Source organism: Paenarthrobacter sp. NPDC057355, from assembly GCF_042667405.1.
In the GTDB taxonomy this organism is placed as follows: domain Bacteria; phylum Actinomycetota; class Actinomycetes; order Actinomycetales; family Micrococcaceae; genus Arthrobacter.
Genome location: NZ_JBHVAL010000020.1, coordinates 60,605 through 86,601, shown reverse-complemented (window position 1 = coordinate 86,601; position 25,997 = coordinate 60,605). Strand labels below are relative to the sequence as shown.

Genomic DNA, 25,997 nt, shown 5'->3' with positions numbered 1-25,997 from the left:
TCGCCCCGCGACTCAGCCACGACCTCCGGCGCGCAGCAGGCGAACCACATGTCCTGTTCACGGCTTCCGAAGCACCGTGGTCCCGCCCCTTGGACAGACCTTCACACAGCGGCGCTCCCCTCCACGTCACCGATGGTCCATTCCTGCACAGGCTCGCCAGCGGCAATCTCATCATGCTCTGGTCCAGCTTCGGGGAGGAGGGCTATGCCATGGGTATTGCCCGCAGCCAGTCGGGGACCGTGCTGGGGCCATGGATTCAGGAACCGGAGGCATTGTGGAGCAAGGACGGTGGACACGGCATGATCGCCCGCAAACTGGATGGCGGCCTGTTCCTCACCTTGCACCGACCCAACAGGACTCCCCACGAACGCGCAGCCTTCTTTCCCCTTCGCGAACTCCACGACACGGTGGTACTCCAGCCCGCTGCCGGGATCGTTGACCGGGCGTCCGGTGACCGGGAAGCCATCGACCGGGAGGCCCTGGTCAGCCGGCACAATGTCAGCCAGCAGGTGTTGGATCCGCGGAGCCCGGTATCCGTGGGCAACGGTGAATTCGCCTTCACCATGGACCTCACGGGCCTGCAGACTTTCCCCGGGCTGTACCCCGTGGGAGCACGCGACGAACTCCCGCCCGGAACACTCCTGGGGACGCAAGCACAATGGGCCTGGCATTCCGTTCCGCCCGCCGAGCCCTACACACTGGACGATTCCGCCGTGCTCTACGATTCCCCGCGTGGTCCCGTCCCGTACGTGGACATGGTGGGCGACATCGTCAACGACCGCGAGACGCATACATCCGCGGGCGAGACGTGGCTGAGGGCAAATCCGCACCGACTGGACCTCGGCCGGATCGGCTTCCGGCTGATTGAGGACGGCCAGGAACGCGCCCTGGCACCGTCCGATGTCGCAGCGACCGAACAGACCCTGGACCTCTGGACCGGCACGGTGACCAGCCGCTTCACGCTGGCAGGTCACCCCGTCAAGGTCACGACGGCGTGCCATCCCGACGTCGACGAACTCGGCTTGCGAGTGGAGTCACCGGCGTTGGGGCACGGACTGCTGATTGGCATCGACTTTCCGTACGGGTCCGAAGCCTGGCATGACGCCGCCGACTGGACCAAGCCCGAGGCCCACACCACGATGCTTGACCTGCCTGCCGAAGCCGCACTTCACGACGCCACGAGTTGGGTAGTGCACCGCGAACTGGATGACTCCCGCTATGCCGTGGTGGTCACGGGAAGAGGCCTGGGCGTGGAGCAAGAGGGTCAGCACTCCATTCGGATCACCACCGAACGGGACGTCCTGGATCTTTCCATCGCGTTTCTTTCCGCCGGCGACGGTGACTGTATCCCCCGCGGCAACAGCAAGCAGAGCCAGGCGGCAACCGCCGAAAGCCGGACGGCGAAGCCAGGGGCCGGCGTCGTGCGTTCACCGGAACTGGAAGCCGGCAGCGGCGTCGCGGCAGCCTCGGCAGCCTGGTGGCCACAGTTCTGGTACTCCGGTGGTGCGATCGAGCTTGACGCGAACAGTGATCCCCGGGCCAAAGAGCTGGAACGCAGGATTGTGTTGTCGCAATACCTGACGATGATCAACTGTTCGGGCTCGCTTCCGCCGCAAGAGACGGGACTGGTGTGCAATTCCTGGCGTGGCCGCTTCCACCTGGAGATGCACTGGTGGCACGCGGCGCACTTTGCGCACTGGAACCGGGTGGAGCTCCTGCTGCCGTCCCTGCGGTGGTACTCAACGATCTTGGACGCGGCTCGGCAGACCGCCAGGCAGCAGGGTTTTGAGGGTGTGCGCTGGCCCAAACAGGTGGGGCCGGACGGGCGGGAGAGCCCCAGCACCATCGGCACTTTCCTCATCTGGCAACAACCGCATCCCATCTACCTGGCCGAGCTGGTGTACCGGGCCAACCCCAGCCGGGAGGTGCTGGAGGAGTTCGCGGAGATCGTGTTCGAGTCGGCGGCTTTCATGGCCAGTTTTGCCCACCCGACTTCGCGCGGGTTTGAGTTGGGGCCGCCCCTGATTCCGGCACAGGAGAGTTATGGCTCCATCAGGTCCACGGTCACGAACCCCACGTTTGAGCTGGCGTATTGGCAATGGGGGCTCCAAACAGCGGCCACCTGGCGGGAGCGGCTGGGACTGGAGCCTGTGCCTGTGTGGTCGGATGTGACCGAGGGCATGGTCCGGCCCCGGGTGATGGACGGTGTCTATGCTGCCATCGATGTGGAACCCTTCACCATCCGTACGGACCACCCGTCCATGCTGTGCGCCCTTGGCGTCCTCCCACAGACCGGCCTGATCGATCCCGAAGTCATGCGGGCCACGCTGAAGGACGTTCTGGCGGACTGGGACTGGGGCAGCACGTGGGGCTGGGACTACCCAGTCATGGCCATGACCGCAGCACGCCTGGGCGATCCCGAGGCCGCCGTGGACGCGCTGCTGCTGGAGGCCGGAAAGAACACGGTGCTTCCCAACGGCCACAACCGCCAGACTGACTCTTTGCCGCTGTATCTGCCCGGCAACGGTGGGCTCCTGGCCGCGGCGGCCCTGATGGCTGCGGGCTGGGACAACGGACCGGATCGTCACGCCCCGGGATTTCCCGCCAACTGGACGGTGGCGTGGGAAGGACTGGTGCGGTCCCCCTAGTTTCCAAGCAACGCGGAGTCACTTATGGCCCATCCAAGGGTGGTTCATGGGCCATAAGTGACCCCGCGTTGCACTTGTTAACGGCGGCGCGGTCCCACTGCTGCGCCCACGAGTGCGCCAAGACCGACCCCCAAGAGGATCCCCAAAAAGGGTGAGTTGAAAATCAACTGCCCTACGATCAACCCCACAGCAGCACCCAGGAGGCAGGAAATCCACAGCTGATTGTTCATTCTGCCTCCAGTTGATCAGGTACGCGGCACTACTCAGGTACGCGGCACTACTCGACGCGAACCGAGGACCTTCTTCCGCGGGTTCTCCCCCGATTCCGTATCGGCCTCACGAACAGCCGACCACGACGCCGAGACCAAGTACACCTGGCTCACCAGGTTGAACCAGATCAGCAGGCCGATAATGATGGCGAAAGATGCCAGGACGGGATTGTTGCCCGAACGGGCCAGGAGTTCAGTACTGAAAAACTGCAGAACCGTGGTGCCTACGCCTGCCAGCACTACTCCCTCAAGGAACGCGCGCCGGGTCAACGAGAGGCCACCGGCGATGCGGAACAGCACTGCCGCCGTCGCGCAGTTCAGCAAAAGCGGAACCGCAATTTTGATGACCGCGGCGATCGGGGCGGCAACGTTCTCGTCAAGGTGAAGCAGCTGGAAGAACCAATCCGCCGCTGTTCCAAAGACCAGGGAAGCGCCGGCACTGACCACAAGGATGACGCCGAGGAGCAGCAGGGTACCGGCGTCGATGAGCTTCTGGAGAATGGCGTTACGCACCAAAGGGCCTTCGTTCATGACGCCCCGCAAGCCTTCCCTGACGCTCGCGATCCAGCCGAGGGAGGTGAAGATGGTGACGGCAGCAGCGATGACCGCAGTCCAGCCCAAACCTGAGGGATTGAGCAGCGATTGGGGATCCACCAGGCCTTCGCCGCCGTTGACCTGCAGCAGTCCGGGAGCCGCGGAGGCCACGCTCCGGATGACGGCGTCCTCCAGTACCGGGTTGCCTCCCAGGACGATACCGGCGATAGCAAAGCCGGTTGTGAGAAGACCTGTTACGGAGAAGAACATGTTGAAGCCGATGCCGGCACTCAACAGGGGCCCGTGCTGGCGCGTGTAGTGTTGGAACGAGCGCATGGCCCGGTTGGTGTTCAGCCGCGCCATGAAAAGCGCGAAGAAAGCACCGGCCTTCTTCAGCGGGCCTTCCCCGGCGCGCTTGGCCTGTCCCCAGTCCTGCCGCTTCCGGAGCAGTTCGAGCTTGAGTTTCGCCAGTTCAGTTGGCAGTGGAGGAGCGTCTGCCTCCGCGGCCTGAATCCGCTTGCTGTTCTTCGTCAGTATCGCCGCCAAAGTCGAGCTCTTCCCGTAGCTGCCAAATTCCATTGGTGTCGTGCTCGTAAAGTCCCATGCTAACCACAGGGAAGGTGGCTCGGTAATCTCTGAGGACCGTTTCGGCCTCATCAAGATTTTCCTGGGCGACATCGTGAGCCACGGTCACGTGCGGATGATACGGAAAAGGAAGCGTCCGTTCGAGGGGACCGCTCTGAAGTTTCTCGTGCAATTGCACGCATTCCTCAAAGCCCTCTTCGACATTGACGAACACCACGGGCGAGACGGGCCGGAAGGATCCCGTGCCGGAGATCGTGATGTGGAAGGGCTCCTGGTTACGGGCCACTTCCCTCACATGCTCCCGGGTAGCAGCCCAGTCCTGGGTGGGCGTGGTGGTGATCAACGTGATGTGGGCCGGAATGACCTCAGCCATGGGGTCCCCGAAGGAAGCCCGCCACTCCTGGAGCTCACGGGCTATCTCCGGCGGGAAGCCGAGGATCACTCCCACGCACATGGCGTCACCGGCGCCGCAGTCAGCGCCGGTGACAGCAGGCTGGCGGGAGTCGTCAGGACCCACACCGCTGCGGGTGTCGGTCTTGACGTTGAGCTGGCCAGCGGCGCACATGGACTTAGAGGGCTCCCTGGTTGCCGAGGTCCCCGCGGTAGGGCAGGAAGCCAACCTTGGAGTAGACGTCAGCGAGCGTGGCAGAGGCGATTTCCCGTGCCTTGTCCGCGCCGTGTGCCAGGAGACGGTCCAACTCCGCGGGATCGGCAAGGAGTTCGTTGGCACGTTCACGGATGGGTGCCAGATGACCGGAGACGAGCTCGGCCAGGTCCACCTTCAGGTGCCCGTACATCTTGCCTTGGTAATCGGCCACGATCTTCTCCACCGGAGTACCACTGATGGCCGAGTAGATGGTCAGCAGGTTGGACACGCCCGGCTTGTTTTCGCGGTCGTAGCGGATCTCGGTTTCGGCGTCTGTGACGGCTGACTTGATGCGCTTGGCCACGGTCTTGGGATCGTCCAACAGGTTGATGAGCCCGGCCGGTGATTCCGCGGACTTGGACATCTTGGCCGAGGGGTTTTGGAGGTCGTAGATCTTGGCCGATTCCTTCTGGATGAAGGCCTCAGGTACCTGGAACGTCTCCCCGAACCGGCTGTTGAATCGGTTGGCGAGGTCCCTGCTGAGCTCCACGTGCTGCCGCTGGTCCTCGCCTACCGGTACGCCGTGCGGCTGGTAAAGGAGGATATCCGCGGCCTGCAGAATGGGATAGGTGAACAGGCCAACGCTGGCGTGGTCCGACCCTTGTTTCTGGGCCTTGTCCTTGAACTGGGTCATGCGGGCGGCCTCGCCCATGCCGGTGATGCAGTTCAGAACCCACGCCAACTGGGCATGCTCCGGCACCTGGGACTGGACGAACAAGGTGCACTTCTCCACGTCAACGCCACCGGCGATGTACTGGGCAGCAGTGATCCGGGTGCGACGGGCAAGTTCCGCGGGATCCTGCGGAACCGTGATGGCGTGGAGGTCCGGGATGAAGAAGACGGCGTCGTACTCGTCCTGCATACGGACCCAGTTGACCAAGGCGCCGAGGTAGTTGCCGAGGTGCAGCGAATCAGCGGAGGGCTGCATGCCCGAGAGCACCCTGTGCTTGGCGCCAACTGCCAGTTTGGTGGACGTGCCGGCAGCCGTGGCGGTTTCAGTGGTGGAGCTTGTCATGGAGGAATACCTTAGGGAACTTGGAGCCGGTAGTCGACTACCAGCGGTGCGTGGTCGGAGAAGCGGGTGTCCCACGAAGGCGCCCGGTCAACCACAGCGGAGAACGCAGCCGCAGCGAGGTCCGGGGTGGCCAGGTGGTAGTCGATGCGCCAGCCTGTGTCAGTGTCAAAGGCCTTACCGCGCTGGGACCACCAGGTGTAGGGGCCGGCGACATTTCCTGCCAGGCCCCTGTGGACATCCCTCCATCCGATTTCTTCGCCGAGGAAGCGGTCAAAATAGGCCCGCTCCTCAGGGAGGAAGCCGGCACGCTTGACGTTGCCCTTCCAGTTCTTGATATCGAGTTCCGTGTGCCCGACGTTGAGGTCGCCAACCACCAACGCGTGGTCGCTGTGCTTGGCGAGCTCCGGAAGCCGGGTGATCATGGCGTCGAGGAAGCGGAACTTGTCATCCTGCTTCGGGGTGCCGACTTCGCCGGAGTGCACGTAGGCGCTGACCACCGAAAGCGTGGAGGACTCCCCCGCCGCGTTCTTGACGTTGAAGTCGGCTTCGACCCAGCGCCCTGAGGTATCGAAGTAGGAATCGCCGATGCCCACGCGGGTTGCGGTGGGTTCCTCACGGGAAGCAATGGCAACGCCTGCGCGGCCCTTTGCTTCAGCTTCGGTGTGGAGGATGTGCCAGCCTTCGCCGATCAGCTTCCGGACGATATCGTCAGGAGCGCGGACTTCCTGCAAGCAAAGAATGTCGACCTCGCGCGGCTCCAGCCATTCCGCCATGCCGTTCTTATAGGCAGCCCTGAGGCCATTGACGTTGACCGATGCGATGCGAAGGAAGTCCTTCTTCAATGCCGTACTCACCCGCTCTACTCTAGTCGATGATGGTGCCGGCAACGGGCTCGTCGGAGCCGCCGGAAGACTTGATCATATCCCTGGCATTGGTGGCCGTAATCGCGATGGTTTCGAGTGCGCGGTTAATGGTGTCCTCATTCGCAGCAGCACCCTTGGCCCGCTCCTCATCGACCACCCGGACCTGGACCTGGACGATCTTGAAGGAGTGGTCCAGCTTGAGGTCCCGGACCTCGTCCGCTTGGCTCCGCTCGGCAACTACCCGGGTGCCCCCGTTATCGGCAACGTTCGACGACGGCGCGCGGCCGGCTGCTGCGTTGAACGCATTTTGCGCTTCGGTCAGCTTTGCCCCTGCCCGCTGGGCTGCCCGCCGGATACTCAGGACCACGAACGTGGCCAATGCCAGCCAACCGAAGGCCACCACAGCAACGACCCAACCGACGACGTCGTTCTGGTTGGCCGCGAAGATGACAGCTACCAGGAAGGCGATGATGACGACAGTCATCCCCAGGCCACCAATGCGGAAGCCCTTGAACATGCCTTTACCGGCGGGGGACGTGGACGGGTGCGGGTCACCGAGAGATTGCATGACCCCATTCTCTCAAACGCCCACAGGTGCCCAGGACGCTTCCACGGACGGCGAACACGCGAGTTTTTGTACACCTAATGCGCTTAAAAGGCCCTCATAAGGGCGTTATCTGTACAAAAACTCCATCATTTGAGGAAGAGGCGGCGGAGTCTTCCTGTGGTGAGCATGATTCCCAACGCGATCATCACCAAGTAGTAGCCCACGTGGATGGCGGTCGCAGGAGTGAAGACGCCCACGCTGATCTGCCGCAGAAGCTCGACGCCGTGCCACAACGGCATGGCCTGGATGAACCACTGGATCGGCTGCGGGTACACGCTCAGCGGGTAGAAAGTGGCACTGAACAGGAACATGGGCAGCAGGAAGAAGTTGATCCAGTCCATCTGCTGGAACGTTTTCATGAAGCTTGTGATACCCATGCCGAAGCTCGCGAAGCCGAAAGCGATCAGCACCGACGCCGGGATGACCAGGATGGCCCACCAACTGGTGAGCAGCCCCATCACCCCCATGACCGCCGTGAAGCCCGTGGCATAGAGGAGTCCACGCAGCAACGCCAGGAAGATCTCCCCGATGGCTACGTCAAGCGGGCCCAGCGAGGTGTAGAGCATCCCCTGGTACAGCTTGGCGAAGTTCATCTTGAAGAAGACGTTCCACGTGGAATCGTAAATGGCACCGTTCATGGCCGAAACCGCCAAGAGCGCCGGGGCGATGTAGGCGGCGTAGCTGATTTCCGCGCCTCCCGGACCTTGGACGGTGCCGACGATGGAGCCCATTCCCACACCCATGGCCAGGAGGAAGAGCACCGGCTCGAAGAACCCGGACACCAGCACCAACCAGGTGCTCGATTTTGCCGCCATCAGGCCGCGCGCCACCACGGCCCTGGCGTTGCGGGAGTACAGGGAACCGAACTTCCGTTCCCGGGCAAGATCGGTGGCGCTGTGCCCCCCTGTCAGGACGCTCATGAGCCCATCCTTTTGACGAATTGGCGGCGGACCAGTACCCAGCCCACTACTGCGGCCGCCACCAGGAACACCGCGTGGGTGATGGTCAACAGCGGATTCTCGTCCATCCCGTAGGTGAACACCCTGCCCAGCTCCGTCCCGTGCCACACCGGGGAGATCCAGCCGATCCAACGCACCGCAACCGGCAAGGTATCCAGCGGGAAGAACGTCCCGGAGAAGAGGAACAAGGGCATCACGATGAACCGCTGGACCAAGGCGAACTGACCTTTGTCCTGGGTGATGCCCGCGGCGTAGGCCATGAGTGGCAATCCGAAGGAAAGTGCAGCAACCGTCGCCACAATCGCAGAGACCCACCCCCACGGACCCGGCGATGCACCGAACATGGCCACCACGGCGAAATAGACCACCGATTGCAGCAGGAACCGCACTGTGCTGGCCATGACGTGCCCGCTGGCGATCTGTTGCGGAGTCAACGGCGAGGCATGCGGTCCATAAAACACCCGGCGCCACTTGAAGCCGTCGGTTATGGGATACGAAAACTCTCCCGACGCCGTCATCACCGCTGCGGAGACCAGCAACGCCGGTGCCACGAACTCCAGGTAACTCACCCCGCCGAAGGCAGCCACACTGTTGGCGTCCACCAGACTGGCCAGGCCGACCCCCATGGCGAACAGATATGCCACGGGCTGTCCGACGCTGTACAGGATTACGGACCACCCGTAATTGCGCATGACCCGGAGCACTTGTTCGGCGTAGTAGAACGAACCCCAGCGGCGCGCCCGCGCGGCCGAAACCTCAGGCGAGTGTGCCCGCAAGGGAGGCGCCGGCGTCGTAATTGGTTTCTCAGTCAACGGTCCCCCTTAGTCAACGAGGCTCCTGCCGGTCAGCCGCAGGAACACGTCCTCCAGGGAGGACCGGCGCACCAGCGAGGTCAGCGGCCGCAGCCCACGCGCGGTGACCTGCTCCAGCGCCGCCTCGCCGTCGTGCGCGTAGATAAGGACGCGGTCAGGCAGCGTTTCCAGCCGCTCGCCGATGCCTTGAAGTTCGACGCCGATGGTCGCGTTCCGCTCGGAACCGAACCTGAGCTCGAGTACTTCGCGCGAGGAGTGTTCGCGGATCAATGCCGCCGGAGAGCCTTCGGCCATGATCCGGCCCTTGTCCACCACGATGAGCCGGTCGCAAAGTTGCTCCGCCTCGTCCATGTAGTGGGTGGTGAGGATGAGCGTGACTCCGCTTTCCTTGAGCCTGAACAGCCGGTCCCACAGGATATGGCGTGCTTGAGGATCAAGGCCGGTGGTGGGTTCATCGAGGAGAAGGATGCGGGGCTCGTTGATGAGCGAGCGGGCAATGGTGAGCCGTCGCTTCATGCCTCCGGAGAGCGCATCAACCTTCGAGTTTGCTTTGTCCGTCAGCTGGGCGAATTCCAGCAGCTCATCGGCTTTGGGCCGCAGGTAGCTCAAGGGCAGCCCGAAGTACCGGCCATAGACAATGAGGTTCTCGCGGACCTTCAGTTCCTCGTCCAGGTTGTCCTGCTGTGGAACGACGCCCAGATGCGCACGGACCTCGGGCCCGTGCGTCTCCGGGTCCAGGCCCATGATATTCAGCGAGCCGGACGTGCGTTGGGAGACGCCGCCGATCATTTTCATGGTGGTCGACTTCCCGGCGCCGTTGGGCCCCAGGAGGCCAAAGGACTCCCCCGCCGGCACGTCGAAGGAGATGTTGTCGACGGCGGTGAGGTCACCGTACGCCTTGGTGAGGTTGAGTGCGCTGATGACTGTGGGTGGGTTCATGTCGAAGCTGGTTTCCGACGGTTCCGGGGAGGTTTCAGAGCGGATTGCTTCATTGTGCACCCTCAGCAGACTAGTAGCGCCGGGGAAGATGTGAAAGATCTATTCCGCAAATTTATTGAATATAGTTCTCCGCGCGCCGCATCCTTCGGAAAAGATGGGCTGAACCGCGTCACGAACCTGCGTTTCGGCAGACCCTCCATATGTGGAGCGAACCGGCTCCGCGGCAACCACAACGTATGGCCAGGAGAACCCCATGGGACTTTTTGATGATCTGCAGGGCAAGGCAAAGGACCTCATCGAGGGCAACGAAGAGGCCATTCAGGATGGCATCGAAAAGGCCGGATACATCTTTGACGAAAAGACCGATGGCAAGTTCGCCGGCCAGGTTGACCTGGTACAGGGTGCAGCGTCGGACTACGTAGCAAAGGTCAAGGGAGAGACCGGCGAGACTTCGGAGTCGGACGAGGCGCCTGAACAGTAGGCGTTCGAGACAACCCCGCCCCCTACCCAGCATGTGAAAGGCCCAGCATGGTCAGCCGTACTACCCGAACCACCCCATGTCCCACCGATACTGATGCCGGCCCGACGTCGGCTTCCAGGCTGGGAGCCGAGGCACTTGGTACTTTCATCCTGGTCCTTGGTGGCGTGGGGACCGCCTTGTTCGCAGCGAACTTCCCGGATGCCGCAAACACGTTGGGCGTGGGCCTTCTCGGCGTATCGCTGGCCTTCGGATTGACCGTCGTGGCAGGTGCCTACGCGTTCGGCCACGTCTCGGGTGGGCACTTCAACCCGGCTGTGACCATCGGGCTGGCAGTTGCGGGCCGGTTTCCTGCCAAAGACATCGCTGCCTACATCGGTGCCCAGATCGTGGGCGGCGCGGCGGCCTCCAGCGTCCTGGCCGCCATCGCCGCCGGAGGCCCCAACGGCTTCTTCTCCACCGCCCGGGCCGGCGGCTTCGCCTCCAATGGATTCGGTGATCACTCACCCGGAGGCTTTGGGCTCGTATCGGCACTGGTGATCGAATTCGTGCTGACCGCCGTCTTCGTTCTGGTCATCCTCGGCGTCACGGACCGGCGTGCTGCACCAGGGTTCGCGGCTCTTGCCATTGGCCTGAGCCTCACTCTGATCCACCTGGTCAGCATCCCGGTGACCAACACTTCAGTGAACCCGGCCCGTTCCATCGCCACCGCCTTGTACGGCGAGGGCTGGGCGCTGGGCCAGCTCTGGGTGTTCATCGTCGCCCCTATAGCCGGAGCCGTTGCAGCAGCAGCACTCTACCGGCAAGTGTTTGGAGCGAAGACGAACTGATTCCGGATTGTCAGGACATGACGGCTTAAAAGCGCAGGGCGCCTGGTCCGTGGGGAGCAGGCGCCCTGCCGGGTTTTGGAGAAAGCTACGCGATGCCGGCCTGGCGCTCGGCGCTCTCCACGACGTTTGCGAGCAGCATCGCGCGGGTCATCGGACCCACGCCGCCCGGGTTCGGGGACAGCCAGGCGGCGACGTCGGCAGCAGCCGGGTCAACATCTCCGGTGACCACAGCCTTGCCGTTGCCGTCGTCCACGCGGCTGACACCGACGTCGAGCACGATGGCACCCGGCTTGAGGTCCCCGGCCTTGATCATGTGTGGCACGCCGGCGGCAGCGATCACGACGTCGGCCTGCTTCAGTTCCGCGGGCAGGTCCACGGTTCCGGTGTGGGCCAGGATCACCGTGGCGTTGACTTCCTTGCGGGTCAGCAGCAAGCCGATGGGGCGGCCGATGGTGACGCCCCGGCCCACCACGAGGACGCGCTTGCCCTTGAGTTCGATGTTGTGGCGGCGAAGCAGCTCCACACAGCCCTTGGGCGTGCAGGGCAGCGGCGACTTCATCTCACCGTTCACGTTGGCCACCAGACGGCCAAGGTTCATGGGGTGCAGGCCATCGGCGTCCTTGTCCGGATCCATGGCTTCAAGGATGACGTCCTGGTCGATGTGCTTGGGCAGCGGAAGCTGGACGATGTAGCCCGTGCATTCAGGGTTCTCGTTGAGCTCTTGGACAACCTTGAGCAGGTCTTCCTGGGTGATGTCCTCGGGCAGGTCGCGGCGGATGGACTGGATGCCGACCTCGGCGCAATCCTTGTGCTTGCCGCCGACGTACCAGGTGCTGCCGGGGTCTGAACCCACCAGGATGGTACCCAGGCCCGGGACGATGCCTTTGCCGGCCAGGACGGAAACGCGTTCGGTCAGTTCTGCCTTGATGGCTGCGGCGGTGGCCTTGCCGTCAAGGATCTGTGCGGTGGACTGTGTCATTCCATCTGCTCTTTCTGGTGGGAGGCTCATGCCAACGGGACCCGCCGCCGGTGATGTGGCGGCGGATCCCGTTGGCTCCGGTTCAACGCCCGGGTAATGCGTTTTCAGCCTTGGGAGGGCTGGTTACCACTGCTCGTGCTGCGGGTACAGCGGGAAGTCGGCGGCCAGCTTGTCGACGCGGGCCTGGAGGCTTTCGACGTCGGTGGCGGAGCCGGACTTCAGCGCGGTGGCGATGATCTCGGCGACCTCGGTGAACTCGGTGGCGCCGAACCCGCGGGTAGCCAGGGCAGGCGTACCGATGCGCAGGCCCGAGGTGACCATCGGCGGGCGGGGGTCGAACGGAACAGCGTTGCGGTTCACGGTGATGCCCACCGAGTGCAGGAGGTCTTCGGCCTGCTGGCCGTCCAGCTGCGAGTTGCGCAGGTCAACCAGGACCAGGTGGACATCGGTGCCGCCGGTGAGGACCGAGACGCCGGCATCGGCGACGTCGGACTGGTTCAGGCGGTCGGCGATGATCTTGGCACCTTCAAGGACACGCTCCTGGCGCTCCTTGAACTCTTCGCTGCCGGCGATCTTGAAGGCAACAGCCTTGGCCGCGATGACGTGCATCAGCGGGCCGCCCTGCTGCCCCGGGAAGACGTTGGAGTTGATCTTCTTGCCGTACTGCTCCTTGGCCAGGATCACACCGGAACGCGGGCCCGCGAGGGTCTTGTGCACGGTGGAGGTGACGACGTCGGAGTGCGGCACCGGGCTCGGGTGCAGGCCTGCTGCAACCAGGCCGGCGAAGTGGGCCATGTCGGTCCAGAGCAGGGCGCCAACTTCGTCCGCAATGGAGCGGAAGGCGGCGAAGTCGAGGTGGCGGGGGTACGCGGACCAGCCGGCGATGATGACCTGCGGCTTCTCGGCGATGGCCTGCTCGCGGAGCTTGTCCATGTCGATGCGGAAGTTGTCTTCTTCGACCTGGTAGGCGGCTACGTTGTAGAGCTTGCCGGAGAAGTTCAGCTTCATGCCGTGGGTCAGGTGGCCACCGTGGGCCAGGGACAGGCCAAGGATCTTGTCGCCCGGGGTGATCATGGCGGACAGTGCTGCAGCGTTGGCCTGTGCACCGGAGTGCGGCTGGACGTTGGCGTACTCGGCGCCGAACAGAGCCTTGACGCGGTCGATGGCAAGCTGCTCAGCGACGTCGACGTATTCACAACCGCCGTAGTAGCGCTTGCCCGGATAACCCTCGGCGTACTTATTGGTCAGGACGGAGCCTTGCGCTTCCATCACAGCGCGGGGGGCGAAGTTTTCGGAAGCGATCATTTCCAGGGTGCCGCGCTGGCGGCCAAGCTCCTGGTTAAGGACTGCTGCGATCTCGGGATCGAGTTCGGCGAGCGACTGGTTGCTGACAGACGCTGAAGTGGTGGTAGTCACGGAGATCTCCTGGCTAGGCAACGGGTGGTGCTACAGGTCAGGCTACCGGCAGCAGCATTCCCGCGTCCCGTTAATGACGGGAGGCATCGGTCACGTGCGTGCGACGGTAAGACATGACCCTCGGCCCAGGCGTACGATCCGTGGTCTTCGTGATTGCCGCTCCCTGGTGGTAGTCCACCCAACGCCAGTTGCGACCCGTTAACAGTACAACAAGGCAGCACCGGTAGGCTTGTCCGTGTGACTGACTCCACCGCTTTTGTTGTGACCCTTTCCTGCCCCGACCGCCCCGGCATCGTGCACGCTGTTGCCGGCGCCCTCCTTGCTGCCGGGTGCAACATCGCTGATTCGCAACAGTACGGAAGCCCCACCACAGGCAACTTCTTCATGCGCGTGGAGGCAACGACGTCGAGCACCCAGGCGGAGCTGACGGCGGCGCTGCGGCCTGTCGCCGAAACCTTCGGCATGACGTGGCAAATCAACCCTGTCGGCGAAAAGGTGCGCACCATCATCCTCTGTTCCAAGGATGCCCACTGCCTCAACGATCTCCTGTTCCAGCAGAGGGCAGGCACCTTGGCCATCGAGGTTCCGGCAATTGTGTCCAATCACCGGGACCTGGAGCCCCTGGCCGAGTTCTACGGCATCCCGTTCCACCACATCCCCGTCACTCCTGAAACCAAGCCGCAGGCCGAGGCAGAGCTCCTGAAACTCATTGCCGAGCACGACGTTGAGCTCACCGTCCTGGCGCGCTACATGCAGGTTCTCTCCAACGATCTCTGCACGGAGTTGAACGGCAAGGCCATCAACATCCACCACTCGTTCCTCCCCTCCTTCAAGGGGGCCAAGCCGTACCACCAGGCGCACGCCCGCGGCGTGAAGATCATCGGCGCCACGGCACACTATGTGACCGCGGACCTGGACGAGGGCCCGATCATCGAGCAGGAAGTCATTCGGGTGGACCACGCCCGCACGGCTGCCCAGTTCGTCCAGATGGGTCGCGACGTCGAAGGCCGCACCCTGGCACAGGCTGTCCAGTGGCACGCCGAACACCGGGTGCTGCTGGATGGCACCCGCACCGTGGTGTTCAACTAACCTGTGCACCCAACTGGGTAACAGCAAACGTTCCACTGGCCCTTCATAGCGACGTTTGCTGTTACCTAGTTGGGAATATGCTGGGGCACATGGCTCCCTCTTACACTTTTGCCGGGGACACCCCGGCCATTCATGAAACCGCCTTCGTGGCACCGACGGCATCAATCATCGGAAAGGCGACGCTGGCCCAGGACTCCAGCGCCTTCTACGGTGTCTCCGTCCGGGCCGACACCGCCGCCATCAAGGTTGGTGCGGGATCCAATCTCCAGGACAACGTGGTCCTGCACGCAGATCCCGGCTTCCCTTGCACGGTTGGCGAGCGCGTCTCCGTGGGGCACAGCGCCGTAGTCCACGGATGCACTGTGGAGGACGACTGCCTCATCGGCATGAGCGCTACCATCCTCAACGGCGCCGTGATCGGCACGGGCTCGCTCATTGCTGCAGGCGCAGTGGTCCTTGAGGGCACGGTCATCCCGCCGCGGTCGCTGGTAGCCGGTGTCCCCGCGAAGGTCCGCCGTGAGCTCACGGACGAGGAATTCGAAGGCGTGAAACACAACGCCGCCCACTACAAGGAACTGGCCGCCGCGCACAGGGAGATGCACGCCTCTTAAGTGCGGAATGCGAGGCCCGCTCTGCGCCCCAACCTGAGGATGTAGTGCGCAGAGCGGGCCTCGCAACGCATAGGTGAGGATTAGTCCAGCGAAATCGGGCCGAGCTCGTCCAGCAGGTCGCCCGGACCGGGGTTCCCCGCAGCCGAGGATCCACCCAGGTGGTTCACTACGCCCCACACGGCATTCAGGCCCGTGGTCACAGCGCCTTCGGCCCAGCCCGCAGTGAAGGACACGTCGTCGCCGGCCAGGAAGATGCCGCGCTGGTCCTGGGGCAGCTTGTCCTGCTTGAAGTGCGTGAACAGCCGCTGCTGGTAACGGTAATGCCCCGGCAAGTTCGCTTTGAAGGCACCCATAAAGTTCGGGTCAGCTTCCCAGGACACCGTAATCGGCTGGCCCACGATGTGGCCGGCGATGTCTACGCCCGGGTAGATCTGCTCCAGCGAGTGCAGCATCAGCTTCACCCGCTCCTCCGCGGTGAGCGCGAGCCACTTCAGGGCGTCGTCGTTCCAGGTATAGGACAGGAGGATGACGGCGGGCTTGTCAGGGCCGTCGTCGAGCAAGTACGTTGCCCGGTTGAGACGGTCGGTGAGCGTCATGGAAAGGACTTCGCGCCCGGTCTCCGGGTCGATGTCCTTCCAGAACGGCCGGTCCACCATCACGAAAGTCTTGGACGACTGCATGTAGTGGGAACGCTCGATCGCGGTCCACATCTCAGCGGGGAAAAGGGCTTCTTCGGTGTGGATGCGGGTGGACAGCAGCCAGGACTGGCAGGTGGTCACCACGGCCTGGTAGCTGGCTTCGCGCCCCCAGTTTTCCCGGACCACGAGGTCGCCGTTGTCAGCACGGCGGATGTTGTCCACCGCTCCGCGGGGTGAACCTGAGTGCAGCGAGGCCAACGAGGTGCCTTCCGGCCAGTGCATAATGCCCGACGGCGCGTGGTTCCAGAGTGCCTCAGGGAGCCTTTGCGCTCCACCCACGATGGAGCGGTGCTGGTCATCGGCGTCGGTGTACACGACGCGCAGGATCTCAAGGATGGAGTTGGGGAAGTCGGTATCCCAGCCACCAGTGCCGAAACCTACCTGGCCGAAAGCCTCGCGGTGCGCGAACCCGGCTTCCTTGAACGACTTGCTGGCTGCGATGAAGCCGTAGAAGGTTTGTTCATCCAGCTCGGGAAGGAGGGCGTTCCACAGTTCCTTGATCCGCTTGGTGTCGCGCGCTTTGATGGCCTCTTGCATTTCAGCAAAAGCGGCACCGTCGTTGATCGCGGCTTTCCAGGCGTCTGCGACCTCGCGGAAGAACTCCGGCAACTCATCGGCAGTGGTGGCGTAGTGCTTCTTGCCCGCGAGTTCGATCACGGTGCTGGACGTTGCCGGAGCCATGGGGTTGGGGAAATCGTTCGTGTCCAGGCCCAGCAGGTCCACATAGTGGTAGAAGGCCTTGCCGGAAACGGGGAAGCGCATGCCGCCGAGGTCAGCCACAACGCCTGGGGCGGAGGGGAAGCTGGCTGTCCGGAGCCGGCCGCCGATCTGGTCGGCTTCGTAAATGACCGGCTTGAGGCCGAGCTTCATGAGTTCGTAGGCAGTGACGAGTCCGGAGAGCCCGGCACCGATAACGGCGACCTCGGTCCCGTACTTCTCCTCCGGGACCGCCCCCAGTCCGGCCGGGTTGGCCAGGTAGTGGTCGTAGCTGAAGGGGAAATCCGGGTTGAGCATGGTGATGGGGGCCTCCGCGGGGCCCGAAGCGGGAGCGGCCGCGTCTGCGAGTGGGAGTTCGGTAGCGATGGTCATGGCTTTGCTGCTTTCACAGGTTCCGGGCCCATGGCCCTGGTTGTCAGTTCACGGTAGTCCTGCTCGCTGAGCGCGGCTACCTTGGAGTTCCGGCGTCCATAGCCGAAGTAGATGGCGATGCCCACCAGCATCCACACCGCAAAGGTAATCCAGGTGTCGGCGCCGAGGTTGATCATCAAGTAGCCACACATCAGGGCGCCCAGGATCGGCGTGATCGGGTACAGGGGAACCCGGAAGCTGCGCTCCAGGTCAGGTCGGTTACGCCGGAGGTAAATCACCGCGATGTTCACCAAAGCGAAGGCGAATAGGGTGCCGATGCTGGTGGCGTCGGCGAGCGCACCGAGCGGCACCAAACCGGCCGTGAGGGCGACGGCGATACCAATGATGAGCGTCCCGGCCACCGGAGTGCCGGTTCGGCGGGAGACGCGGCCGAAGATTTTGGGCACCATGCCGTCGCGGGACATGGACATCATGATGCGGGTTTGTCCGTAGAGAACCGTCAACACGATGCTGGCGATCGCAAGCACAGCGCCGACGGAAAACACCAGGGCGATCCAGGGCTGGCCGGTGATCTCGTGCAGGATCTGCACCAGGGCCGCTTCGGTCCCGTCGAACCATCCCCAGGGACGGGCACCGATGGCCGCCACTGCGACCAGGACGTAGATGGTGGTGACGATCACCATGGAGAGCATGATGGCCCGGGGCAGGTCGCGCTTGGGGTTCTTGGCCTCTTCACCCGCGGTGGAGGCGGCGTCGAAGCCGATGTAGGAGAAGAACACGCTTGATGCGGCCGCGGAAACGCCGGCGGCACCCATGGGCAGGAGTGGCTCGAAGTTACCCGCGTTGAAAGCCGTAAAGGCCACTGCGCAGAAGAAGACCAGGATGCCCACCTTGACGATGACGATGGCGGTGTTGATCCAGGCGCTCTCACGGGCACCCCTGACCAGGAGAATCATGGCGAAGACCACGATCACCACGGCGGGTACGTTGACCAGGCCCCCGTCACCCGGTGGTTGCGATAACGCGTCGGGGAGGAATTGCCCGAAGGCAGCCAGGGTCTCGTTGACGTATTGTCCGGCCCCGACGGCGACTGCTGCCACGGAAACCGCGTATTCGAGCACGAGGCACCAGCCACAGATCCACGCCATCCCTTCGCCCATGGTGGCGTAGGAGTAGGAGTAACTGGATCCGGCCACCGGAACAAGCCCGGCCATTTCGGCGTAGGACACAGCGGACAGGAGCGCGGCCAGCCCGGCGATGACAAAGGAGATCCAGATCGCCGGACCCGCCAGCGGAACGGATTCGCCCAGGATGACGAGGATGCCGGTGCCCAGGGTGGCGCCGACGCTGATCATGGTCAGCTGCAGCACGCCGAAGCTGCGCACAAGCGGTGTGCCGCCTTCTCCGCTGCCCGACTCGCTGACCATTTGCCCAATGGGCTTCCGACGCAGTAACTGGGCTCCCAGGCCCAGCCTGGCAGCACTCACCGCCGCCGTGTTTTTGGTGTTCACAGGCACAGTCACCCTTGACGTCCCTTCAAAGTAGTTTTCGATTTCCCCTCCACAAGACTGGCATGTGAGCCATCTCTCACCACGGTGCAAAATGACCTATAGTGTTCAACCATGAGACGTAATGCACACTATCAAGAGGCCGCCTCGGCGGTCCTCTCCGGACAAGTCACCGTTGACCTGTCTGCTATTTCAGACAATGTCAAAGCCCTGAAACAGCGCACCGAAGCGCCGTTCTTCATGGCAGTCGTCAAGGGCAACGCCTACGGCCATGGCCTGGTCGAAGTTGCCAAAACCGCAGCCGATGCGGGGGCGGATTGGCTAGGCACTGCCCAGCTCTCGGAAGCCATCGCCCTCCGCAAGGCGGGTATAACGCTGCCGATTCTCTCGTGGCTCTATCTGGCATCCCAGACAAGCGCGACGATTCTGGAAGCACTGGAAAACGACATCGATGTCTCCCTCGGGAGCGTTGGCCAACTCGAGGTGCTGGCAGGCATCGCGGCGCGCCTTGGCCGTCCCGCCGTCGTGCACCTCGAACTGGACAGCGGTCTTAGCCGCGGCGGCGCCCGCAAGGAAGACTGGCCGGAACTCGTGGCGCAGGCACGGCAAGCGGAGCTCGACGGTACCCTGCGCGTCCGGGGCCTTTGGACCCACCTCGCCTGGGCCGATGTCCCCGCGCACCCGGGCAACGCCGCCGCCGTTGCAGAGTTCGAGGACGCCGTTCGTGAGGCCCGTGAGGCCGGACTGACACCAGAGCTCCGGCATGTTTCGAGCTCCGCAAATATCCTCGACCGCCCCGAATTCCACTTCGACATGGTCCGCGCCGGGCTGGCAATCTATGGCCTGGCTCCGGCCGACCACTTGGACCCTGCGGATTTCGGCCTGCGCCCGGCGCTCAGCGTCACGGCGCCGCTGGTGATGGTCAAAAAGGTGCCCGCAGGCACAGGCGTGAGCTACGAACACCAGGCCATTACGTACGAACCCAGGTACCTCGGACTAATCCCGCTGGGCTATGCGGACGGCATTCCCAAGGGCATCAGCGGCCGCTCCGTAGTGAACATCGCAGGCCGCAGCGTCCCCGTGATCGGCAAAGTCTGCATGGACCAGTTCATGGTGGACCTTGGACCCGACGCCTCCGGAATTGCCGTGGGCGACACCGCTGTGCTCTTCGGTGATCCCTCCACAGGGGCGGCGAGCGCCGACGACTGGGGCGCCGCGATCGGCAGCCACGGTGACGAAATCATCAACCGGATAGCGCCACGACTCCCCCGCGCCTACTCCACCAGCGCTTACGAATGCCCCGACTACCAGGAGCCGGCCCCCGCCGGGCAGGGCAATGTCGCCTGAGCCCGCCACCGCCCGCCTCAGTTTCGTTACGCTCGAACAGTTCGTTGAGCAGCTGCCGCCGGAGTTGACCCTGCTTCACGACGGCGGCAGCGGCGCGTCGTTGCTGAGGTGGGTGGAACCCAGTGAGCTGGAAGACCCCACTCCCTACTTGCCGGAGGGCGAGTTCCTTCTCACGGCCGGGCTGCCTTTCCTTGGGAAGGGTGGCTCGGCGGCCAAGGTGGATGCCTACGTCCGGCGGCTGGTGGATGCGAAGGTGGCCGCGCTCGGCTTCGGCATAAGGCCCTATTTCGACGCCGTTCCCGACGCCCTGATCGAAGCATGCCGCACGCACAACCTCACCTTGTTCGAGGTCCCGGAATCGGTGCCTTTCGCGGCGATCGGCCTTGAATTCTCGCAGCTGTTGGAGTCGGACAACGCCCGGGTTTTCCGGCAGCTGGCCGAGACCAACCGCCAACTCATGCGCGCGGTACTCTCCCCCAGGCCCGAACACGAACTGCTGGCCGCCCTTGTCCAGCGCGTGCCTGTGTGGGCGCTCCTGGTGGGGGCTGACGGGCGGGTCCGCGCCCGTGGGCACAATGCCGGAGGCAGCACCGGCGTCGAACATTCATTGCTGGCACCCATGCTTGAGCGTTTGCTGTCCGGCAGCGGTCCGCGCGTGGAGATGGACGGCTTTGAACAACCCGGATCTGCGCTGGTGTTCGGACACCCGCTCCGCAGCACCAAAGACGCCAATCTGGGTGCGTTGATCCTTGGCTCGGATGCGCCGCTCTCTCCCGCGCAGAACAACGTGGTCCAGGCGGCCGTGGGGTTGCTTGAATTGCTTGTCCGGCAGCGGACCAGCGGCTCCCTTGCTCCCAGCCAACTGGCCACGGCGATGTTGCTGCATCCGGAGTCGCTGGTGTCTGGCGGAACGAAACACCTCAACGGATTGAAGGATTTACTGGCACAGAGCCTTTCGTCAACCCGGTCTGCCCAGATGCGGGTGGTTCAGGGGGTCAGGGTGGACGGGGCGGTGGACGATGGCCCCGTGCGCGAAGTTCTCCAGTGGCGCCGGCTTTTCGATACCAAGCTGGTAGAGATCACCGAGTACGGTTTCGCCGCAATTACCCGCCTGAAGGTGGACGATTCCCTGTTGGCCGACGTCGAAAAGCTCGGCTGGCGCTTGGTCATTGGGGAGCCCACCGAGCTTCATGGACTATCAGCGGCCTATCAGCGGGCCAGTTCCTTGCGAAGCCGCGTGGTCTCCAGCGGTGTGAGCGCCCGGGTCGATGAAGTGACCTGGTCCGTGACCGGATTGCTGGGCCGGGAGGCGGGGTCCATCCTTGCTGAGCGCCTGCTTGCACCGATACTGGCGCTCGAGCCGGATCGGAGGGATCCACTTTTGTCCGTCCTGCGGGGATGGCTCAGCGAAAACGGCAGCTGGGACGCGTCGGCCAAACTCCTCGGCCTGCACCGCAACAGCGTCCGGCGGCAGATCGGCGTGCTGGGCGAACTCCTGGACATGGACCTCAACCAGGCACAGGTCCGGGCTGAGCTGTGGATAGCGCTGCAGTACGTGGATGAGTTGGTGATGGCTGACCTCGTGGGCACCACCTAGAGGAATCCTGATTCATCTGTGCAAGCCCTTTTCACCACTCATTTTTGCCCCTTTTCGGCACCTAGTCCGGCCACTGCGCGACTAGGTGCTGCTCAAGGCGCCTAGCCTCCTCGTGGGTGCCGAAAGTCATCGGCGCCGTACAGATCATCATTTCCGAGGGGGAAATATGCTCGCTACAACAGCAGTACAGGCCACCAGCACCGTGGCCGCAATCAGGAGCAAAATCGACGACATGGTCCTCCGCTACGACGGCTGGTTCCTCGTTCTGCTCGCTGTTCTTATGGTCCTCGCATTCGCGATTCTTGGTGCCATGGCGATCTGGTGCCTGACATCCGGCCGCGGACGGTTCGTCGGCAACTGGAGTTGGAGCCAGTGGGGCGTTTCGGTCTGGGTGGAGTGCGTCTAGTCGTCAGATAACCGCTGTGGTGGCATCCTCGTGCGATGCCACCACAGCCAGATCATGGAGCCAAGCCCAATGCCCCTTACTGTCGACCACATCGACTACGCGTACAACTTTCAGAAGCAAGTCCTGCATGACGTCTCACTCAGCATTTCCGGAAACAGAATCATGGGTCTTATCGGTCCCAACGGATCAGGCAAGTCAACCCTCATAAAGGTGATTCTGGACCTTCTGCAAATGCAGGGTGGCAGCGTCCACATCGATGGACACCGGAATTCCAGTCGCAGTGCGAAAATGTCTGCAATATACCTCTCGAGCAATGATTATCTGCCCGAGTTCCTAACCGGTGAAGAATACATTCGATTCATGCATGGTCTCTACGCTGAACCACTCGATCTGAAGGTCCTTGATCATCACTTTGACCGCTACTCAATGAGTGGCCGCCACCGTGACCTCATCGAGGACTACTCCCATGGAATGCGCAAGAAACTCCAGCTCATTGCCGCATTCATGCTGGAACGTCGTCTCACTGTTATCGACGAGACACTCAATGGAGTAGACATCGAATCAGTGAAGATCTTCGAAAGAGACGTCCGGAATCTCGCCAGCGATGGGCGCTCGGTACTCTTGTGCAGCCATGACTTCAATGTCCTTGAGAATGTGGCCGATGACGTTGCTGTCCTCATCCAAGGCGCCCTGGTCTTCCAAGGGGATCTGGGTTCAGTCAATAAGGACTATGGCAACCTCTCGGCCCTTGCATCCGAGTACATCCAGTCCATGGGAGCCGAGTAGATGCGGCTCGAGAGCATCGTCCTGTTGTTTCGACTGTTTTGGACATTCATTCTCCGGCGCGTCCTGGGACGGGGACTCCTGGCCTCGAGAACTATGCGAATCGCTGGCGCTTTCATAGTGCTGCTCGGATTTGCAGGATTCAATGTTCTCAGTTACACGGTGATGCGGCAGTATCTTGACGGAACTGATTTGTTCGAGCCCGTCCTCGCAATCGCCAACGTTTCGGTGGGTTTTTGGGTCCTCATTGCGTACACGCTGATACGGGTCCTCTTCTTGAAGGCGGATGAACTTCTAAAGTTGTCCTTCAACCTTCCTGCCACCAACAAGGAACGAACGCTTGCCTTCGCTTTGTTCGAGGCATCGGTAGTGGCAGTGATGACGGTTTTCGTTTTCGGTGCATTCTCGATCTCAACCGTGCTTCTCGAGGGCCCCGATTTCATCACGAAGATTGTGGTGTCCATTTGGCTTCCCGTAGCGTCTGTTTATCTCCTCCTCAGCCTGGCCTACTATCTGTTGGAACGCAGCCTCCTCATGATGCGGCTGGCACGGCTCCGAGGACTACTGGTACCGATTGTCCTGGCGATGGGCCTCTCAGTCCTGTTCCCGTATACGAATGAGCAGACTGCGGTGATTGCCGAGAGTTTCATCGAGGGGCGTGACTACAGTTCGCCGCTGTTGGTGTACCCCACACTGGAAAAGAACTTCGGATTGTGGCTCGCAGTACTGAGCTTTGGCGCGGCCTCCGTGGCCATTATTGCCGGCATCGTAGCCGCTGCTCCCAGAGCATACGTCCCCGTTCGCCGCTTCATCATCTTGCTTCCTTCCAAAATTGCCATGTGGAGGCTGGGGGCCTATACGCTGGTGCTGTTCCGCAGCTTTGAAACGCTCGTTGCCGTCATCTTCGTCTTTGCATTTTCGCTGTTTGCATGGCTGCAGCACATTGTCATTCCACCCTATGTTTTGGCGCTCATTACATTTCAGGGCGTATACGCCTACGTAAATTCTGAACCATTGCGGCGCATGTCAGCGCTGCACGTCAGCGCGTGGAGGAACTACGCGAGCATCCTCGGCTCGCAGGTGATCCTCTGGGTTACGGTCGCGATTCCGGTTACCGCAGCCAGCCTTGCTCAAGGCATCGAACTCTCTGCGTGTTTGCCCGTAGCAGGATTCTGCCTCAGCAATATTCTTATCTCCACCCTTATAGGCATTGCGTTTCCGCCGGAAAAGGGAAACCCATTCACTGTTCTGGTCGGTGCGGTGCTGGCCATTATCGTCATCTTGACGATTGCACTCGGCCTCAACGTATTCAATCTCGAACCGGCGATAAGCGCAGTAGTTTACTCAGTTCTGAACATCTTGGTTGTGACGTACAGCATCCTCGGAATGCAGAGGATGGAAAGGATTCGACGCCATGAAGTGGCTTCTTAGAGTTATCACGGCATTTTCCGTCTCATTTGTGGTCACCATGGCAATGGTGGTGGCAGGATTCATCATGGCCATGTTTTCCACTATGGACGTGGGCGTCAGAAAGTTTGGGCTTTTCGGTGCCATCTTCTTCGAGGCCCACGAGCAAGCCAGCGGTGCAACGGCCCTGGAAATTGGGGTTGCCGACGGCGCGCCCATCGCGATCATCTTCGGCGTCGTCTTCGTTTTCTGCTTGGCAGTCACTTTGGTCCTTGAAAAGCTCAAGCTCCACAAGAAGCAACTGCTGCAAGCACAGCAGCGGTGAAGCTCAGCACTGTTCCCATAGACGACGTCAAGGTGATGGTGGCCGTCAAGAGTCTTGTTCGGGCCGTCCGCGTTCCCGCCGCCGCAGTGGTTGCCGGCTTCACTGTCTGCGCAGTCACCGCGGTCGCGGGGATGCCCGGGGTTCTGCAACCGGCCCTCTGGCTGCTGGTCCACGCATCCTGCCTGCTGATCGGCTTTGTGATTCACGAGGGCTCCCACGTCCTCGGCCTCAAGCTGACCTCGGGAATTACCCACGTCATCTTTGCGAGCACCCTGCTGAGATTCTCAGTCATTCCCGTGGGAAAGCTCGTGGGCTGGCAGGCAGCGCTTATTGCACTGGCCGGCCCCATGGCGGCGTGCTTAGCAGGGGTCCCGGTTGCTTTGCTGCTGCCTGACTATGCGCTTCACTGGTGGTTCTTCCTTCACGCCATATTCTTGTTGCCACTGTTTGGCGACGGCAGAAGCCTGGTCAAGGGCCTCCTCACATGGCGGGGGCAAGTACAGTTGCTTCAGGTGGACCCCTAGCCCTGCCTTTGCCTAGTTCGCCCACTCCCGGTACAGTTCCGGCCTGCGCTCACGCAGGTACGGTACTTCGTCGCGGGCGGCTTTCACCGTCTCCGTGCCGACCTCCGCGAACAACAAAGCAGCACCTTCCCCAGCCGCAGCCAGCAACGAGCCATCCGGACCTGCCACCACGCTGCCGCCCAGGAAGTTGTACACGTCCTCATGCCCCGAGTGGTTGGCGTAGGCCACATTCAACTGGCTCTCCAGGGCCCGGGCGCGAATCAGCACCTGTGGCACATTGTCGAATCCTGCCGAGAGTGCTGTTGGAACCAGCAGGAGTTCGGCACCGCGGGTGGCCGCGGCGCGCACGGCCTCGGGGAACTCGACGTCGTAGCAGATCAGCATCGACGTGCGGATTCCGTTGAAATCCACGACGGCGGGAGGTTCTTCAGCGCCGACGAACGCTTTGTGCTCTTCGGGACCGAAAAGGTGGACCTTGGCATAGTTGAGAACCTCAGTACCCGCGGCGTCCAACAAAGTAGCCGTGATATGCCAGGCGTGATCGGCGGGCAGTGGCCGCGCGGCGGCGTCGTGCGTGTCCTGACGCTGTACCTGCGCCGGGGCCGGAAGGCTGTAGACCAAGCCAATCCCGTGCGTGCGGGCGATGCTGGCAAGGCGTTCCCGGATCGACGGGAGGGTTGCGGGCTCCAACTCCGCGTGGAGGCGCAATGGAGCATAGCCAACCGGGAAGAGCTCCGGGGTGAGCAGCAGGCCGGCCCCCGCGTTGGAGGCACGCTGCGCTGCGTCCTCGATAGTGCCCAGGTTGGCGTCCACGTCCATAACGGAGGCGTTCGCCTGCAGGATTGCTAGCAGCATCAGTACCACCTTGTTTCGCCGGATCCCATCCGATCAAAGGCATGGGACATCTTCTTGCTTCAAGCCTAGGCTTCGCTCAATTGGATGCGGCGATGCAATTGGACCTGCAGGCGGCGAACCCGGGACGCATTGCACGCCTCCCGTTCTTGCGCGGCCCGCTTTGCGTCGAAAAAGTTGG

At 62.6% G+C, this 25,997-nt stretch carries 26 protein-coding genes; 12 read left to right on the top strand and 14 right to left on the bottom strand.

Features of this window, described 5'->3' with window-relative positions; translation table 11 throughout:
• Window positions 1-173 precede the first annotated feature (173 nt).
• A complete protein-coding gene (locus tag ACFUOZ_RS18430) occupies window positions 174-2,648 on the top strand; it encodes a hypothetical protein (protein ID WP_377550748.1) in 2,475 nt (824 codons plus the stop codon).
• A gap of 77 nt (window positions 2,649-2,725) precedes the next feature.
• Here the strand turns inward: ACFUOZ_RS18430 and ACFUOZ_RS18425 are convergent, their stop codons facing one another.
• From ACFUOZ_RS18425 to ACFUOZ_RS18385, 9 genes are all read right to left on the bottom strand, one after another.
• Complete coding sequence (locus tag ACFUOZ_RS18425) at window positions 2,726-2,878, bottom strand: hypothetical protein (protein WP_262277776.1); 153 nt, start codon at window positions 2,876-2,878, stop codon at window positions 2,726-2,728.
• A gap of 33 nt (window positions 2,879-2,911) precedes the next feature.
• On the bottom strand, window positions 2,912-3,997 hold the full coding sequence (locus tag ACFUOZ_RS18420) for a YihY/virulence factor BrkB family protein (RefSeq protein ID WP_377550742.1): 1,086 nt from the start codon (window positions 3,995-3,997) through the stop codon (window positions 2,912-2,914).
• On the bottom strand, window positions 3,924-4,601 hold the full coding sequence (locus ACFUOZ_RS18415; RefSeq protein WP_377550740.1) for a 2'-5' RNA ligase family protein: 678 nt from the start codon (window positions 4,599-4,601) through the stop codon (window positions 3,924-3,926). The genes ACFUOZ_RS18420 and ACFUOZ_RS18415 overlap by 74 nt, the downstream gene beginning before the upstream one ends.
• A 4-nt stretch (window positions 4,602-4,605) precedes the next feature.
• Window positions 4,606-5,697 carry a tryptophan--tRNA ligase gene (gene trpS, locus ACFUOZ_RS18410; protein WP_377550738.1) on the bottom strand — a complete coding sequence of 364 codons (1,092 nt, stop codon included), beginning with the start codon at window positions 5,695-5,697 and terminating at the stop codon, window positions 4,606-4,608.
• Window positions 5,698-5,708: 11 nt separating this feature from the next.
• Window positions 5,709-6,551, bottom strand: coding sequence for an exodeoxyribonuclease III (locus ACFUOZ_RS18405; RefSeq protein WP_144662365.1), 843 nt, complete (start codon window positions 6,549-6,551; stop codon window positions 5,709-5,711).
• Between the two features lie 10 nt (window positions 6,552-6,561).
• Window positions 6,562-7,128 carry a hypothetical protein gene (locus tag ACFUOZ_RS18400; protein WP_377550735.1) on the bottom strand — a complete coding sequence of 189 codons (567 nt, stop codon included), beginning with the start codon at window positions 7,126-7,128 and terminating at the stop codon, window positions 6,562-6,564.
• 125 nt (window positions 7,129-7,253) lie between these two features.
• Complete coding sequence (locus ACFUOZ_RS18395) at window positions 7,254-8,087, bottom strand: ABC transporter permease (protein WP_377550733.1); 834 nt, start codon at window positions 8,085-8,087, stop codon at window positions 7,254-7,256.
• A complete protein-coding gene (locus ACFUOZ_RS18390) occupies window positions 8,084-8,938 on the bottom strand; it encodes an ABC transporter permease (RefSeq protein WP_377550731.1) in 855 nt (284 codons plus the stop codon). Before ACFUOZ_RS18390 ends, ACFUOZ_RS18395 begins: the two co-directional genes overlap by 4 nt.
• 9 nt (window positions 8,939-8,947) lie before the next feature.
• Window positions 8,948-9,877, bottom strand: coding sequence for an ABC transporter ATP-binding protein (locus ACFUOZ_RS18385; RefSeq protein WP_377550746.1), 930 nt, complete (start codon window positions 9,875-9,877; stop codon window positions 8,948-8,950).
• 253 nt (window positions 9,878-10,130) lie between these two features.
• Between ACFUOZ_RS18385 and ACFUOZ_RS18380 the strand changes: the two genes are divergently transcribed.
• Window positions 10,131-10,358, top strand: a complete 228-nt coding sequence (locus tag ACFUOZ_RS18380) for an antitoxin (protein WP_377550729.1) — start codon at window positions 10,131-10,133, stop codon at window positions 10,356-10,358.
• A 47-nt stretch (window positions 10,359-10,405) separates the two neighbouring features.
• Window positions 10,406-11,185, top strand: a complete 780-nt coding sequence (aqpZ, locus tag ACFUOZ_RS18375) for an aquaporin Z (protein WP_377550727.1) — start codon at window positions 10,406-10,408, stop codon at window positions 11,183-11,185.
• Window positions 11,186-11,270: 85 nt separating this feature from the next.
• Here aqpZ and ACFUOZ_RS18370 read toward each other — a convergent pair whose 3' ends face one another.
• Window positions 11,271-12,164, bottom strand: coding sequence for a bifunctional methylenetetrahydrofolate dehydrogenase/methenyltetrahydrofolate cyclohydrolase (locus ACFUOZ_RS18370; protein WP_377550725.1), 894 nt, complete (start codon window positions 12,162-12,164; stop codon window positions 11,271-11,273).
• Between the two features lie 123 nt (window positions 12,165-12,287).
• Window positions 12,288-13,580, bottom strand: a complete 1,293-nt coding sequence (gene glyA, locus ACFUOZ_RS18365; protein WP_377550723.1) for a serine hydroxymethyltransferase — start codon at window positions 13,578-13,580, stop codon at window positions 12,288-12,290.
• Between the two features lie 237 nt (window positions 13,581-13,817).
• Between glyA and purU the strand changes: the two genes are divergently transcribed.
• Together purU and ACFUOZ_RS18355 are read left to right on the top strand one after the other, a co-directional pair.
• Window positions 13,818-14,669, top strand: coding sequence for a formyltetrahydrofolate deformylase (gene purU, locus ACFUOZ_RS18360; protein ID WP_377550721.1), 852 nt, complete (start codon window positions 13,818-13,820; stop codon window positions 14,667-14,669).
• Between the two features lie 89 nt (window positions 14,670-14,758).
• Window positions 14,759-15,280, top strand: a complete 522-nt coding sequence (locus tag ACFUOZ_RS18355; RefSeq protein ID WP_262277761.1) for a gamma carbonic anhydrase family protein — start codon at window positions 14,759-14,761, stop codon at window positions 15,278-15,280.
• A gap of 80 nt (window positions 15,281-15,360) precedes the next feature.
• Here ACFUOZ_RS18355 and ACFUOZ_RS18350 read toward each other — a convergent pair whose 3' ends face one another.
• Window positions 15,361-17,067 (bottom strand): flavin monoamine oxidase family protein, encoded by a 1,707-nt coding sequence (locus ACFUOZ_RS18350; RefSeq protein ID WP_377550718.1) that lies wholly within the window; start codon window positions 17,065-17,067, stop codon window positions 15,361-15,363.
• A complete protein-coding gene (locus tag ACFUOZ_RS18345) occupies window positions 17,064-18,578 on the bottom strand; it encodes an amino acid permease (RefSeq protein WP_377550717.1) in 1,515 nt (504 codons plus the stop codon). Before ACFUOZ_RS18345 ends, ACFUOZ_RS18350 begins: the two co-directional genes overlap by 4 nt.
• A gap of 111 nt (window positions 18,579-18,689) precedes the next feature.
• Between ACFUOZ_RS18345 and alr the strand changes: the two genes are divergently transcribed.
• From alr to ACFUOZ_RS18310, 7 genes are all read left to right on the top strand, one after another.
• Window positions 18,690-19,922, top strand: a complete 1,233-nt coding sequence (alr, locus tag ACFUOZ_RS18340) for an alanine racemase (protein WP_377550715.1) — start codon at window positions 18,690-18,692, stop codon at window positions 19,920-19,922.
• The gene (locus tag ACFUOZ_RS18335; protein ID WP_377550713.1) at window positions 19,912-21,519 is read left to right on the top strand and encodes a PucR family transcriptional regulator; all 1,608 of its coding nucleotides are present in this window, start codon (window positions 19,912-19,914) and stop codon (window positions 21,517-21,519) included. Before alr ends, ACFUOZ_RS18335 begins: the two co-directional genes overlap by 11 nt.
• A gap of 166 nt (window positions 21,520-21,685) precedes the next feature.
• Window positions 21,686-21,925, top strand: coding sequence for a hypothetical protein (locus tag ACFUOZ_RS18330; RefSeq protein WP_377550711.1), 240 nt, complete (start codon window positions 21,686-21,688; stop codon window positions 21,923-21,925).
• 69 nt (window positions 21,926-21,994) lie between these two features.
• Window positions 21,995-22,711, top strand: a complete 717-nt coding sequence (locus ACFUOZ_RS18325; protein WP_377550709.1) for an ATP-binding cassette domain-containing protein — start codon at window positions 21,995-21,997, stop codon at window positions 22,709-22,711.
• A gap of 117 nt (window positions 22,712-22,828) precedes the next feature.
• A complete protein-coding gene (locus ACFUOZ_RS18320; RefSeq protein ID WP_377550707.1) occupies window positions 22,829-24,139 on the top strand; it encodes a hypothetical protein in 1,311 nt (436 codons plus the stop codon).
• Window positions 24,123-24,440, top strand: a complete 318-nt coding sequence (locus ACFUOZ_RS18315; RefSeq protein WP_377550706.1) for a hypothetical protein — start codon at window positions 24,123-24,125, stop codon at window positions 24,438-24,440. Before ACFUOZ_RS18320 ends, ACFUOZ_RS18315 begins: the two co-directional genes overlap by 17 nt.
• Entirely contained in the window at window positions 24,437-24,964 is a 528-nt protein-coding gene (locus tag ACFUOZ_RS18310; protein ID WP_377550704.1) for a hypothetical protein, read from the top strand. Before ACFUOZ_RS18315 ends, ACFUOZ_RS18310 begins: the two co-directional genes overlap by 4 nt.
• A 12-nt stretch (window positions 24,965-24,976) precedes the next feature.
• Here the strand turns inward: ACFUOZ_RS18310 and ACFUOZ_RS18305 are convergent, their stop codons facing one another.
• Window positions 24,977-25,819 carry a carbon-nitrogen hydrolase family protein gene (locus ACFUOZ_RS18305; RefSeq protein WP_377550702.1) on the bottom strand — a complete coding sequence of 281 codons (843 nt, stop codon included), beginning with the start codon at window positions 25,817-25,819 and terminating at the stop codon, window positions 24,977-24,979.
• Window positions 25,820-25,997 lie beyond the last annotated feature (178 nt).

Bases quoted from the DNA above. Each gene is read 5' to 3' on its own strand.
- ACFUOZ_RS18385 (WP_377550746.1), bottom strand. From the start codon at position 9,877: ATGAACCCACCCACAGTCATCAGCGCACTCAACCTCACCAAGGCGTAC.
- ACFUOZ_RS18400 (WP_377550735.1), bottom strand. From the start codon at position 7,128: ATGCAATCTCTCGGTGACCCGCACCCGTCCACGTCCCCCGCCGGTAAA.
- ACFUOZ_RS18325 (WP_377550709.1), top strand. From the start codon at position 21,995: ATGCCCCTTACTGTCGACCACATCGACTACGCGTACAACTTTCAGAAG.
- aqpZ (WP_377550727.1), top strand. From the start codon at position 10,406: ATGGTCAGCCGTACTACCCGAACCACCCCATGTCCCACCGATACTGAT.
- ACFUOZ_RS18305 (WP_377550702.1), bottom strand. From the start codon at position 25,819: ATGCTGCTAGCAATCCTGCAGGCGAACGCCTCCGTTATGGACGTGGAC.
- ACFUOZ_RS18350 (WP_377550718.1), bottom strand. From the start codon at position 17,067: ATGACCATCGCTACCGAACTCCCACTCGCAGACGCGGCCGCTCCCGCT.
- ACFUOZ_RS18395 (WP_377550733.1), bottom strand. From the start codon at position 8,087: ATGAGCGTCCTGACAGGGGGGCACAGCGCCACCGATCTTGCCCGGGAA.
- ACFUOZ_RS18380 (WP_377550729.1), top strand. From the start codon at position 10,131: ATGGGACTTTTTGATGATCTGCAGGGCAAGGCAAAGGACCTCATCGAG.
- ACFUOZ_RS18370 (WP_377550725.1), bottom strand. From the start codon at position 12,164: ATGACACAGTCCACCGCACAGATCCTTGACGGCAAGGCCACCGCCGCA.
- trpS (WP_377550738.1), bottom strand. From the start codon at position 5,697: ATGACAAGCTCCACCACTGAAACCGCCACGGCTGCCGGCACGTCCACC.
- ACFUOZ_RS18330 (WP_377550711.1), top strand. From the start codon at position 21,686: ATGCTCGCTACAACAGCAGTACAGGCCACCAGCACCGTGGCCGCAATC.
- alr (WP_377550715.1), top strand. From the start codon at position 18,690: ATGAGACGTAATGCACACTATCAAGAGGCCGCCTCGGCGGTCCTCTCC.
- ACFUOZ_RS18415 (WP_377550740.1), bottom strand. From the start codon at position 4,601: ATGTGCGCCGCTGGCCAGCTCAACGTCAAGACCGACACCCGCAGCGGT.
- ACFUOZ_RS18430 (WP_377550748.1), top strand. From the start codon at position 174: ATGCTCTGGTCCAGCTTCGGGGAGGAGGGCTATGCCATGGGTATTGCC.
- ACFUOZ_RS18335 (WP_377550713.1), top strand. From the start codon at position 19,912: ATGTCGCCTGAGCCCGCCACCGCCCGCCTCAGTTTCGTTACGCTCGAA.
- ACFUOZ_RS18425 (WP_262277776.1), bottom strand. From the start codon at position 2,878: ATGAACAATCAGCTGTGGATTTCCTGCCTCCTGGGTGCTGCTGTGGGG.
- ACFUOZ_RS18315 (WP_377550706.1), top strand. From the start codon at position 24,123: ATGAAGTGGCTTCTTAGAGTTATCACGGCATTTTCCGTCTCATTTGTG.
- ACFUOZ_RS18355 (WP_262277761.1), top strand. From the start codon at position 14,759: ATGGCTCCCTCTTACACTTTTGCCGGGGACACCCCGGCCATTCATGAA.